The organism is Novosphingobium sp. CF614, assembly GCF_900113255.1.
In the GTDB taxonomy this organism is placed as follows: domain Bacteria; phylum Pseudomonadota; class Alphaproteobacteria; order Sphingomonadales; family Sphingomonadaceae; genus Novosphingobium.
In genome coordinates this window covers 1-12,408 of record NZ_FOOR01000008.1, presented here as the reverse complement: position 1 = coordinate 12,408, position 12,408 = coordinate 1, and the positions used below count along the sequence as shown (strand labels likewise).

General features: G+C 65.1%; 10 protein-coding genes and 1 tRNA gene. 7 read left to right on the top strand and 4 right to left on the bottom strand.

Features of this window, described 5'->3' with window-relative positions; genetic code table 11:
- Nucleotides 1–75: 75 nt before the first annotated feature.
- Complete coding sequence (gene ychF, locus BM052_RS10870) at nt 76–1,176, top strand: redox-regulated ATPase YchF (RefSeq protein WP_091146871.1); 1,101 nt, start codon at nt 76–78, stop codon at nt 1,174–1,176.
- A 193-nt stretch (nt 1,177–1,369) separates the two neighbouring features.
- On the opposite strand, the gene mutL is transcribed toward ychF, so the two are convergent.
- A complete protein-coding gene (mutL, locus tag BM052_RS10865) occupies nt 1,370–3,196 on the bottom strand; it encodes a DNA mismatch repair endonuclease MutL (RefSeq protein WP_091146595.1) in 1,827 nt (608 codons plus the stop codon).
- Between the two features lie 262 nt (nt 3,197–3,458).
- On the opposite strand from mutL, the gene BM052_RS10860 reads away from it, so the two are divergent.
- The 6 genes from BM052_RS10860 to BM052_RS10835 all read left to right on the top strand — a co-directional run bounded on the left by BM052_RS10860 (nt 3,459) and on the right by BM052_RS10835 (nt 9,431).
- Nucleotides 3,459–4,505 carry a rod shape-determining protein gene (locus BM052_RS10860; protein WP_091146592.1) on the top strand — a complete coding sequence of 349 codons (1,047 nt, stop codon included), beginning with the start codon at nt 3,459–3,461 and terminating at the stop codon, nt 4,503–4,505.
- A gap of 73 nt (nt 4,506–4,578) precedes the next feature.
- Complete coding sequence (mreC, locus tag BM052_RS10855; protein WP_091146591.1) at nt 4,579–5,463, top strand: rod shape-determining protein MreC; 885 nt, start codon at nt 4,579–4,581, stop codon at nt 5,461–5,463.
- Nucleotides 5,464–5,465: 2 nt separating this feature from the next.
- Nucleotides 5,466–6,014, top strand: a complete 549-nt coding sequence (mreD, locus tag BM052_RS10850) for a rod shape-determining protein MreD (RefSeq protein ID WP_091146588.1) — start codon at nt 5,466–5,468, stop codon at nt 6,012–6,014.
- A complete protein-coding gene (gene mrdA / locus BM052_RS10845; protein WP_091146585.1) occupies nt 6,011–8,134 on the top strand; it encodes a penicillin-binding protein 2 in 2,124 nt (707 codons plus the stop codon). Before mreD ends, mrdA begins: the two co-directional genes overlap by 4 nt.
- Nucleotides 8,131–9,243, top strand: coding sequence for a rod shape-determining protein RodA (gene rodA / locus BM052_RS10840; protein ID WP_091146583.1), 1,113 nt, complete (start codon nt 8,131–8,133; stop codon nt 9,241–9,243). Before mrdA ends, rodA begins: the two co-directional genes overlap by 4 nt.
- A gap of 112 nt (nt 9,244–9,355) precedes the next feature.
- A tRNA-Lys gene (locus BM052_RS10835) sits at nt 9,356–9,431 on the top strand.
- Between the two features lie 253 nt (nt 9,432–9,684).
- Here BM052_RS10835 and BM052_RS10830 read toward each other — a convergent pair.
- From BM052_RS10830 to BM052_RS10820, 3 genes are all read right to left on the bottom strand, one after another.
- Nucleotides 9,685–9,891, bottom strand: coding sequence for a helix-turn-helix transcriptional regulator (locus BM052_RS10830; RefSeq protein ID WP_091146580.1), 207 nt, complete (start codon nt 9,889–9,891; stop codon nt 9,685–9,687).
- Between the two features lie 98 nt (nt 9,892–9,989).
- A complete protein-coding gene (locus BM052_RS10825) occupies nt 9,990–10,529 on the bottom strand; it encodes a lytic transglycosylase domain-containing protein (protein WP_255406081.1) in 540 nt (179 codons plus the stop codon).
- Nucleotides 10,519–12,408: ATP-dependent DNA helicase (locus tag BM052_RS10820; RefSeq protein WP_177198430.1), on the bottom strand; the 1,890-nt coding region annotated here is incomplete at its 5' end. The genes BM052_RS10825 and BM052_RS10820, both read right to left, overlap by 11 nt.

Below are 12,408 nucleotides of genomic sequence, written 5' to 3'. Positions count from 1 at the left end.
CGGTTCCCGCCGCCGAACTGGCCAAGACCGATCCCGGCCGCTATGGGCGGCGAAATTTTCATTCCGGAGTTACACATGGGTTTTCGTTGCGGGATCGTGGGCCTGCCCAATGTCGGCAAGTCCACCTTGTTCAATGCGCTGACGGAGACGCAGGCGGCGCAGGCGGCGAACTATCCGTTCTGTACGATCGAGCCCAACGTGGGACAGGTCGGCGTGCCCGATCCGCGCCTGGACAAGCTGGCCGAAATAGCGCGTTCGGCCAAGACCATCCCGACCCAGCTTTCCTTCGTGGACATCGCCGGCCTGGTGCGCGGCGCCTCCAAGGGCGAAGGCCTGGGCAACCAGTTCCTCGGCAACATCCGAGAGGTCGACGCGATCATCCACGTGCTGCGCTGCTTCGAGAACGACGATATCCAGCACGTCGACAACAAGGTCGATCCCATCGCCGATGCCGAGACGGTGGAGACCGAACTGCTCCTGGCCGACCTGGAGAGCCTGGAGAAACGCGTGCCCGCCGCACAGAAGCGCGCCACCGGCGGCGACAAGGAATCGAAACTCGCCGCCTCGGTCCTCGGCCAGGCGCTCGACCTCCTGCGCGAAGGCAAGCCCGCCCGCCTGACCCGGCCCCGGGACGAGGAGGAAGCCCGCGTGTTCCGCCAGGCCCAGCTCCTTACCGCCAAGCCGGTGCTCTATGTCTGCAACGTCGAGGAGGAGTCCGCCGCAGAGGGCAATGCGTTCTCAAAGCGCGTCTTCGAAAAGGCCGCGGCGGAAAACGCCACCGCCGTGATCGTCTCCGCCGCGATCGAAGCTGAGCTCGTCGGCATGGAGCCAGAGGATCGCATGGTCTTCCTTGAAGAGATGGGCCTGCACGAAACCGGCCTTACCCGCATCATCCGCGCCGGCTACGAGTTGCTGCACCTCCTGACCTTCTTCACCGTCGGCCCCAAGGAAGCGCGCGCGTGGACCGTGCACAAGGGCGCCAAGGCTCCCGAAGCGGCCGGCGAGATCCATTCCGACATGCAGCGCGGCTTCATTCGCGCCGAGACCATCGCCTATGACGACTTCATCACGCTGGGCGGCGAGGCGGGCGCCAAGGAAGCCGGCAAGCTGCGCCAGGAAGGCAAGGAATACCTGGTCCACGACGGCGACGTGATGCACTTCAAGTTCAACGTCTGATACCAAGTCGCTTTGAGCGAGACTCATCTCCGCCCTTCGTCCATTGCGAGCCGCCGAAGGCGGTTCGCAATGGACGAAGGGAAGGGAAACGAGAGTTCCGATCCATGAGATTTGGCATGAGCCGCAGGCCAGCGCAGCCAAACAAGCTCAGGACGTCGGCCGGGGCGGTTGGCCCTCCGCTCAGGTCCCCGCGCTACTTTCGCCCGAACAGTTTCTCGATATCCTGATGGGCGAGCTTCACCCATGTGGGCCGGCCGTGGTTGCATTGGCCCGAGCGCGGCGTGCGTTCCATTTCGCGCAGCAGGGCGTTCATCTCCGCGACCGATAGCGAGCGGCCCGCCCGCACCGAGCCGTGGCAGGCCATCGTCGCCAGCACCAGATCGAGCTTCTCGCCCAGCAACAGCGCGTCGCCGTTCTTCGCCAGATCGTCGGCAATGTCGCGCACCAGCGCTTGGACATCGCTCTTGCCCAGCACCGAGGGCACCGCGCGCACCAGCATGGCGCCGGGGCCGAACCGTTCGATGACAAGGCCGAAGCCGGCAAGGTCCGCCGCCTTGTCCTCCAGCGCATCGCAGGCGGTTTCCTCCAGCTCGACGACTTCCGGCAGCAGCAGCGCCTGCGAGCGGGCCAGGGCATCCTCGGCCCCCGCCGCCTTGAGCCGTTCGAGCGTCAGCCGTTCGTGCGCGGCGTGCTGATCGACGATGACGAGGCCGTCCTCGGCCTCGGCGACGATGTACGTGCCCGCCACCTGCCCCCGCGCGACGCCGAGCGGATAGCGCAGCCCCTCTTCGCTCCGCTCCGTCACGGGCTCGGCGCGGGCGGCGGGCTGGGCCATGACTTCGGCCTCGTAGGCCCGCCACGCGGTGCCGGCCTCGGAAACCCGCGAATCCGCGAAACGTGTCGGCGACGGCGAATACGCGCGCGCGAAAAGCGAACCGAGCGAACGCGCGGCGGGCCCCGTCGAAGCCCCCGCCACGGGCTCGACTTGCCAGCTGCCCATCGCGCTCATGGAAGGCTGCTGGGCGCTCTTCTGGCCCGCACTCTCCAGCGCATGGCGCAGCGCGCCGACCAGGAACCCGCGCACGAAAGCCGGGTCGCGAAAACGCACCTCGGTCTTGGCGGGATGAACGTTGACGTCGACTTCCTCGGACGGAATTTCGAGGAACAGCGCCAGCACCGCATGGCGATCGCGCGCGAGCATGTCCGCATAGGCGCCCCGCACCGCCCCGACCAGCAGGCGATCCTTCACCGGCCGGCCATTGACGAACAGGTACTGGTGATCGGCGACGCCGCGATTGAAGGTGGGCAAGCCGGCGACCCCGGTCAACCGCGCGGCGCCGCGCTCGGCCCCGATCAGCACGCCGTCCTGCGCCAGTTCGCGCGCGACCAGGCGGGCGACGCGCGCCGCCAGTTCCTCGCGCGGCTGCACCGCCAGGACCCGGCGCCCGTCATGCTCCATGACGAAGCCCACTTCGGGCCGCGCCATGGCCAGGCGGCGCACGATGTCCAGGCAGGCGGCATATTCGGCGCGCGGGCTGCGCAGGAACTTGCGCCGGGCAGGCACTTTGGCGAACAGCTGCTCGACCCGGATGCGCGTGCCCGGCGGCAGCGCGGCCGGGCCCTCGGCCGCGACTTCGCCGTGATCGACCGCGCGTTTCCATCCTTCGGCGGCGCCGTGCGGGCGGCTCTCGATCGCGAGGAGGGCGACCGAACCGATCGAAGGCAGCGCCTCGCCGCGAAACCCCAGCGTGGCGACCTGTTCGATATGCTCGTCCGGCAGCTTGGAAGTCGCGTGGCGTTCCAGCGCGAGCGCGATCTCGCCGGGACCCATGCCGCAGCCGTCGTCGGTCACTTCGATCATGTCCAGACCGCCCGAGGCGATGCGCACGGTGATCTGCGTCGAACCGGCATCGATCGCGTTCTCGACCAGTTCCTTCAGCGCCGAAGCCGGGCGCTCAACCACCTCGCCCGCGGCTATGCGATTGACGAGATGTTCCGGAAGACGGCGAATTGTCGGCATTGGATTCCTTTTTTCCGCTCCCTGGCGGAACCGGCTCCCCGCCAGCGCGTGGGTCATGGTTCCAGCCCCGACCGCAACCGGACGACCATAACGACGAACCGCATGGAATTCGAGACGGACTCCGGACGAATCCCACCGGAAATCGCCACAAAATTTTGGCGTTTCGGGAATCGATGGGCTAAGGCGGCCCTTCCATGCCAACCTGCCGGTCGCCGGTGTCGAACGCTCATCGGCAAGCGACTGGAAAAACAACGGATTTTAGATGGCCGGTCCCTTTTCGCGATTCTTCAAACTCGGCTCCCAGAATATGGCCATCGATCTCGGGACGGCCAACACGCTTGTCTACGTGCAAGATCGCGGAATCGTGCTGAATGAACCTTCGGTCGTCGCCATCGAGACCCTGAACGGCGTCAAGAAGGTGAAGGCCGTGGGCGAGGATGCCAAGATGATGATGGGCAAGACGCCCGACAGCATCGAAGCCATCCGCCCGCTGCGCGATGGCGTCATCGCCGACATCGAGATCGCGGAAGAAATGATTAAACATTTCATCCGCAAGGTCCATGGCAAGAAGAACCTGTTCCGTTATCCCGAGATCGTGATCTGCGTGCCCTCGGGCTCCACCTCGGTCGAACGGCGCGCGATCCGCGATGCGGCCAGCAACGCCGGCGCCAGCCAGGTCTACCTGATCCTGGAGCCGATGGCCGCCGCGATCGGCGCCGACATGCCGGTTACCGAGCCGGTCGGCTCGATGGTGGTCGATATCGGCGGCGGCACCACCGAAGTCGCGGTGCTGTCGCTGCGGGGCCTGGCCTACACCACCTCGGTGCGCGTGGGCGGTGACAAGATGGACGAATCGATCGTTTCCTACGTGCGGCGCCACCACAACCTGCTGATCGGCGACGCGACGGCGGAGCGCATCAAGAAGGAATACGGCATCGCCGTAACCCCGGCCGACGGCGTGGGCGAAACGATCCACATCAAGGGCCGCGACCTTGTCAACGGCGTGCCCAAGGAAATCACCATCAGCCAGGCCAACGTCGCCGAAGCGCTGGCCGAGCCGATCGGCGCGATCATCGAAGGCGTGCGCATCGCCCTTGAGAACACCGCGCCGGAGCTGGCCGCCGACATCGTCGACCAGGGCATCGTGCTGACCGGCGGGGGCGCGCTGATCCAGGGGCTCGACGAATATCTTCGCGAAGAGACCGGGCTGCCGGTCAGCGTCGCCGAGGATCCGCTGTCCTGCGTCGCGCTCGGCACTGGCCGCGCGATGGAGGATCCGATCTATCGCGGCGTCCTGATGTCCGCCTGATACGTCGCCAAGGGCGGCGGCGTCAGCCCCGCGCAGGGGGAAGCGCCGCCAGGAACACAGGAGTGCATGGCGCATGGCACCGCCTGCAAATAAGCGCTCCGGCTTTTCCCGCAGGGCGCAGTATTCGACGTTTTTCAGCTACACTGCGGGCGTGATCGGCGCCGTGGTGGGGCTGGGGCTGGTCGTCGTTTCGATCGCCAGCCCCGGGGCTTTTTCCGGCGTGCGCGGAATGGCGGCCGACATGACCGAACCCGCCGGGCAGGCGACCGCGACCGGACGCGCCTATGGCAAGGAAGCGCTTGCCGGCATCGGCGGCTTCTTCACCACCCGCAGCGAACACGCCCGGCTGGAGCGTGAGCTTGCCGAAGCCAAGGTCCGGCTTGTCGAGGCGCAGGCGACCATGGCGGAAAACCGCCGCTTGAAGCGGCTGCTCGATCTCAAGGAAGCCGAGCCCGACGCGGTTGCCTTCGCGCGCCTCACCAGTTCGACGAGCACCAGCACGCGCCGATTCGCGACGCTGGGCGCGGGGCGCGACAAGGGTGTGGCCGAGGGCATGCCGGTACGTTCGGCAACCGGCCTTATCGGCCGCGTCCTGGAAGTAGGCGCTTCCAGCGCGCGCGTGCTGCTGATAACCGACAGCGAAAGCCTGGTGCCGGTCCGCCGTGCCCGCGACGGCGTGCCCGCCTTCGCGCAAGGCCATGGCGACGGCACCGTCCGCGTCCGCCTGATAAACCTGGGCATCAATCCGCTCAAGAAAGGTGACATGCTGGTCTCCTCGGGCTCCGGAGGACTCTATCGGCCGGGCACGCCGACGGCGATCGTCACCGAGATCCTGCGCGACGGCGCGATCGCCCGGGTGCTGAGCAATCCCTCTGACGCGGACTTCGTAATGGTCGAACAGGCATGGGCGCCGGAAGCCCCCCCGCAGCCCGCCTCCCCCAAGACCGGGCGCGAATGACCATGGCCCGGCTTTCCCGCCGAGACGGCACGGCAAGGCAGAGGATCAACCGCGCGCCGTCCCCCCTGCTCGCCCGCGGCCTGCCCTGGCTGACGATCCTGCTCGGCTCGCTGCTGCCTGGCTTGCTGCTGATCGCCTCGGCGCCGGTGCTGCCGCCGTTCGGCTTCCTGATCTTCGTCGCCTGGCGCCAGTTGCGCCCCGGACTCCTCCCGATCTGGTCGGGACTGCCCCTTGGCCTGTTCGACGATCTCTATTCCGGCCAACCCTTCGGCTCCGCGGTACTGTTGTGGTCGATCGCCGCGATTGCCCTGGACCTTATCGAAGCCCGCTTGCCCTGGCGCAATTTTCTGACCGAGTGGCTGGTGGCGATCGGCCTGATCGTGGCTTATATCGTGCTGAGTCTCGCCCTGGCGAACATGGCCGGCGCTGCAGTCTCCCTGCCCGTCATAGTGCCCCAGATCGTGATCTCCGTGCTTTCCTACCCGCTCGTCGGACGCGTTGTCGCCATGGCGGACCGTTTCCGGCTCACGCCTTTCATGGTCCTGCGATGAAGATCCGATTCCGGCGCGCACTCGCGAAGCGCCACATGAGCATGGGTACGCTGCGCAACAGCTTCGACCGGCGCAGCCTGGTGATCGGGGCGCTGCAAGGCGGCATCGGCACCATCCTCGCCGCGCGCATGGGCTATCTCGCCATCTTCGAAAACGAGAAGTACAAGCTCGAAGCCGAAAGCAACCGCGTCAACCTGTCGCTGATTCCACCACGCCGCGGCTGGATTCTCGACCGCCACGGCATCCCGCTCGCTTCGAACCGCGCCGATTTTCGCGTCGACGTGATCCCCGAGCGGATGGAGGACGCCCCGCGCACCATCGCCCGCCTGGGCCAGCTTCTCTCGCTCTCGCCGATCGCGCTGCAGGACTTGCATGACAAGCTCGACAAGGTGAACGGCTTCGCCGCGGTCGAAGTCGCTTCCGGCCTCGACTGGGAGCGCTTCGCGGCGGTCAGCGTGCGCCTGCCCGACCTGCCCGGCGTGGTCACCCAGCGCGGCTTTTCGCGCTATTACCCTGCCGGGCCATCGGTCGGGCACCTGATCGGCTACGTCGGAACCGCCTCGGCGGAGGATTACGAGAAGGACCACGATCCGCTGCTGGTCACGCCCGGCTACAAGGTCGGCAAGGACAGCCTGGAGAAGATCTTCGAGCAGGACCTGCGCGGCACCCCCGGCGCCCGCCGCGTCGAGGTGACCGCTTCCGGGCGCATCGTGCGCGACCTGGATACCCGTGACGACGTGCAGGGCAAGACGCTGAAACTGACCATCGACGCCGGTCTGCAAGACTACGCCGCCCGGCGCATCGGCCCGGAATCAGGCGCGGTGGTGGTGATGGACTGCCATGGCGGCGGCATTCTCGCCATGGCCTCGATGCCCAGCTTCGATCCCAACAGCTTCTCCGACGGTATCGGCCGCCTCGAGTGGAAGATGCTGTCAGACGACGACCACGTGCCCTTGCGCAACAAGGTCTTGCGCGGGCTCTACCCGCCGGGCTCGACGGTCAAGCCGATGGTGGCGCTCTCGTTCCTGGAAGCCGGGCTGGATCCCGGCGAATCGGTATTCTGCGGCGGCGGCCTGCGCGTGGGCAACCGCGTGTTCCACTGCTGGAACCGGCGCGGACATGGCCAGGTCGATATGGCCAAGGGCATCTACCAGAGCTGCGACGTCTATTTCTACCATTTCGCCCAGCGCATCGGCATGAACCCGATCGCAGCCATGGCCCGCCGGCTCGGCCTGGGACAGGAATTTCCATTGCCAGTGGTCGGCCAGTCTTACGGCACCGTGCCCGATCCGGCCTGGAAGCTGCGGAAATACCACAAGGAATGGCAGACCTTCGATACCGTCAACGCCACCATCGGCCAAGGTTATTTCCTGGTGAACCCGCTACAGCAGGCAGTCATGGCCTCGCGCATCGCCAGCGGCCGCAAGCTGATACCGCACTTGCTCCACGGCCCCAGCGATGAGCAGGCGCCTTCGCTGGGCATTTCGCAAGAGCATCTGGACCTCGTCCATTCGGCGATGAACGAGGTGGTCAACGGCCGCGGCACGGCGGGGCGGGCCAAGCTGCCGATCGCCAACGTACAGATGGCGGGCAAGACCGGCACCGCCCAAGTGGTCGGCCTCAATGTCGGTAGCGGCAAGGGCGGGCTGTGGAAACACCGCGACCACGGTCACTTCATCTGCTTCGCACCCTTCGACAATCCGCGCTATGCCTGCGCGGTAATGGTGGAGCACGGCGGCGGTTCGGGTGCCGCCTACCCGATCGCACGCGATGTCATGACCTATCTGTGGGACAAGCAGAAGGCGATGGATACGCTGCTCGATTTCGAGAAACAGTGGGGCGGCACGCCCAAGCAGCGGCTCGACACCCGTTACCGCACTTACGCGGCGCAGTACGGCGTCAACGTTCCCGCCATTTCGCCCGAGGAGGAAAGAGCCAAGGTGCGTGAGGCCGAGGACACCCAGAACGAGCCGCAGCCGATCGTCAGCGACGCACAGTCGCCCGCGCCCGAGCCGGTCGCACCCGGGGACGGCGCCCCCGCGCCGGCCGCCTCGCCGACCGAGCCTGCGGGGGCCTCTGATTCAGCCGGTGCCAGTCCGATAGTGGGAGGAACGCAGTGAGCCGCTCGGTGGTGCCGGAGGCGATCTCGCGTCAGCCCTGGCAGATGCTGGTCCCGCTGTTCGGTCTCGTCCTGCTCGGCGCGGCGGTGCTCTATTCCGCGGCGGGCGGACACCTGCAACCTTATGCGCTCAGCCACGTGATCCGGTTCCTGATCTTCCTGGCCATGGCGACCGTGATCTCGCGCCTGAACCGAAACCTGTTCCGCGCGGCCGCCTATCCGGTCTACGGCGTCATTGTGACGCTGCTGGTGCTGGTGGAACTGATCGGCGCCGTCGGCGGCGGCAGCCAGCGCTGGCTCAACCTGGGCTTCATGACCCTGCAACCCTCGGAACTGATGAAGCCGGCGATCGTGCTGGTGCTCGCCAGGTTCTACGAATCCCTCCCCGCGCCGATGACCGCCAGCTGGCGCGGGCTGGTGCCGGCCAGCGTCCTGATCGGCATCCCCGCCGTGCTCGTTATCCTCCAGCCCGATCTCGGCACCGCGCTCGCGATCTGCTTTGGCGGGGCGGTGTGCATGTTCCTGGCCGGGCTGCCTCTCTCGTGGTTCCTGGGCGTGGGCGCGGCAGCCTCGGTCGCCGCGCCGATCGCCTTCTTCACTTTGCTGCACGACTACCAGCGCAACCGCGTGCTGACCTTTCTGGATCCCGAAAGCGATCCGCTCGGCACCGGCTACCACATCACCCAATCGAAGATCGCCATCGGTTCGGGCGGTATATTCGGCAAGGGCTTCGGCAACGGCACGCAGAGCCACCTGCAATACCTGCCCGAACCGCACACCGACTTCGTCTTCGCCACCATGGCCGAGGAGTGGGGCCTGCTGGGCGGCCTGTTCGTGCTGTTCGTGTTCGCCGTGACCCTGACCTGGAGCACGAACGTCGCGCGGCGGGCACCCGATCGGTTCTCCAGCCTGCTTGCAGCGGGCATGACGGCAACGATATTCTTCTATGTCGCCATCAACCTGATGATGGTCATGGGGCTGGCCCCGGTGGTGGGAATCCCCCTGCCCTTCATGAGCCACGGAGGCACCTCGATGCTCACCAATATGATCTGCCTTGGCACTATCATGGCCGTAAACCGTTGGAATCAAACAAACCGCACCCGCCTCTGAAACAATTCCAAGTTTCCCCTTCCAATGCCAAAAACATTCGGTATAGGAGCCACTCCGCCGCCGAATCGGCACGGCCACGCAGCACTGCAAGGCCATCCAGGCACGGTAGCGTGGACGCATAGCTCAGTTGGTAGAGCAGCTGACTCTTAATCAGCGGGTCCTTGGTTCGAGCCCAAGTGCGTCCACCAAAACCTTCAATAAAATCAATTACTTATCATCTTAGAAGCATTGCCTGCATTCGCGCGCTTTGGAATTTGCGCAACAGTTTGCGCAACAAATTTGAGGTGATGCGAGGTTCCGGAAGGTTCAATCAGGTTCGAAAATATTCTGCCGGTTGATCGCCGTCAGACGGGCGAGATCCCCGAGGCCCATCGACCGAATCATTCTGCCCGGGCAGAAGCGTTAGATGTTTGTTGTTGGACAAGAAGCCGCCGCCTCGTTTCAGCCTCCCCACGGAGCCCGTGAAGAACGTTCCATCGCACGCTCGGCCAGCCATTGATCGATCTCGTCCTCGATCCAGCGATTTGTGCCTTCGCCGAGTTTGAGCGGCGGCGGGAAGCGCCCCTTTCTGATCAAACGATGCAAATGTTGCCGAGTAAAGGGAATGCCCTTCGCCTTCAGATCGGGGAAAGCCAGGTAGCTAGACATGCGGGAATCCGTGATTCTTGGTGGTTCGCGTCGGTGTCGGCGTGCCGGCCCGTCGTCGGCGACGCCAGTTTGCGATATGGCTACCTGCCCAAAGCGGGTCATTCGGCAGCATCGCTCGCCTCCTTTCCTGATACAAAGACACCAGGGCCGAAGCGCCGCTGCATTTTCATGGCGACCGAATGGGCATAGTGGCGTTGCCGCCACGCAGTCGGGCTGTGGTATACCCCGACCGCAGTCCAGTAGTCTCGCGTGACGCTCAGACCGCTCAGGAATATCCAGCGAGCAGCCCGAACATTGAAACACGCGTCGTTGACCAACCAGAATCGGACGTCGCGTGGTGAGCGCCTCGTTAGCGCCGCGAGCTTTGAAACCCAGAAGCTGTTCACCTGGAGTGGCCCAAGATCGTGCGTACCGTTCGTGTTAGTGACCTCGGCACCGATCCAGCCAGCCTCCTGATCCCGCAAACCCCAAAGGGTCTTCTCAAGCCAGGCGCGTCCGCCTGCGGCCTGCCGAATGCATTGCCCCAGTCGAACCTCGTGGTCGATTGAAGTTGCGGGACGAGCTTCGGTGCTACCCGTTGACGCGAGCAATATCGCGAGAGGCAGCCAACGTCGAACGTGCTTCGCATCAGCGATCATGGCCACCTCCATGATCCTGGGCAGGAGCGTGCTGGGGCTCAGCGGCAGGTTGCTGTGGCGCAGTCGGGGGTGATCTCCCGTCCCCATGCCCATCGCCCCGTGGAGGACTTCGTTCGAGCAGAGAAACGATCCATCGATCCATGAAGGTGGCTATGGATTGCGCGCGCCCGGCGATGTATGCGGCGAGCCCATCCGGCCGCGCCACCTCGGTTTGTGTCTGAGCCGCCGCTCGCCACTCCTTGCGTGCCTCTCGATCGATCCGCTGCTCATCACGCAATCGATCCCAGCGCTCGCCATGCCGCGCTGTGCGCCCTTTCACGCTGTCCTGCTCGATCCGCCCCAGCCCCTGAAGGGAGGATGTCTTTTCACCCGATCGCAGCATCAGCTTGTCGACTAGGCGCTCTCGGTCTTCGGTCCAGAGGCTCGCGCCGAACCTTGCGCGGGTGATCGCCGTGTAATAATTTTGTCCGGTCACAAGCGGTGAGTTCACGGGCGCGAGCACATAGACCCGGTCGTAGGTCTTGGACTGGGCCGAGTACACGGTCTCCCCATAGCCGTGGTCCCAGTTCCTATATTGGGAGAGATCGATCTCTTGGCTTTTGCCGTCCCGATCCCAGCGGATCGTCGCGAGCGGGCCTTCGAGCCGCTCAACCGTTCCTCGCTCGGCGTTTTTGAGATCCAGTTCCTTGTTGACCAGACGCCACTGAATACGGTCACCGGCAGCAAGGTCGCGTTGCTCTTCCTTGAATACGTTGAGCTGGGAGGCCCGTCCAAGGCGGGGATCCCATTGGATGGTGCGGCCATGCTCATCGACCAGATTGACGGTCTGACGCCCCCGAGCGTCCCGCCCGACGCCGATAACCTTGTATTCGGCCTCGCGGGCAATCCCGAGCCCGACGTTATCGCGTGAGAACACAATGACCTGTCCCCGGGAGTAGAAGCGCGCGAAATGCTTCTCCTGATCGGTCATGCCTGACGGCGACAGGACCGACAGCCGTGTCTCTTCGGCCGCGATCGCACCTTCCGTTTTCAAAGCCTCGCGGACCTTAGTGTTGACGATCAGACGGGTCGCATTCTCCAGGACGAGGATATTCGTCTTCTCACGGTTTTCCGGGCTTAGTCGCGTCCAGTCGGCGACGAGGGACACGGCCAGCCTCTCGCTGTTCTCTCCGCTCATCACCTTGTCCAGCGACGAGAGCGAGCCGTCGTAGTTCTGAAGGCGTGCCAACCGCACGGCCTGCGTCAAATTGTCCGTTTCCTGCCGGACAGGCTCCCTGAGTTCAGCCTTGGGCAGTCCAAGACGTTGCATCAGCCAGAAGGGCTTGCCCTGTTCGATTGCTCCCGTCTGCCGGGTGTCGCCGAGCAGGAGGAGGCGTGCGCCGGTTGTCCTGCTGATTTCCAGGAGACGTACTGCCTGGCGATTGCCGAGCTGGCCAGCCTCATCGACAACAAGGACATGGCTGTCATCAAGTCTGGCGCCGCCACTGGCAAGGAGGCTGGCGACGGTGCGGGACTCGATACCTGCCTTTTTGCCCAGTTCGGCCGCCGCCGAAGAGGTCGGAGCAAGGGCGATGAGGGTCGCGTCGTCAGCCGCTGCTTCCCGCAACGCGCCGATGATGGTCGACTTGCCCGATCCGGCGACACCGTGAACGCCAATGATCCGGTCCTCGCTCCGCCCAAGGTGGAGCAATGCCGTACGCTGTTCCGGGGTCAGATTATGGGCAAGACCGGAATCCCTGAGCGACGCAATCGAGGCCAGCGGACTGGCATCCCTGAGAGCCAGGTGTTGATTTCCGCTGAGAGTTGACCCGGGATTTCCATCGAGAAGTGACCCGGGTGGGTGGTATGTCCCGCAGTGCGGGCAGTGGGTCAAGCGGGT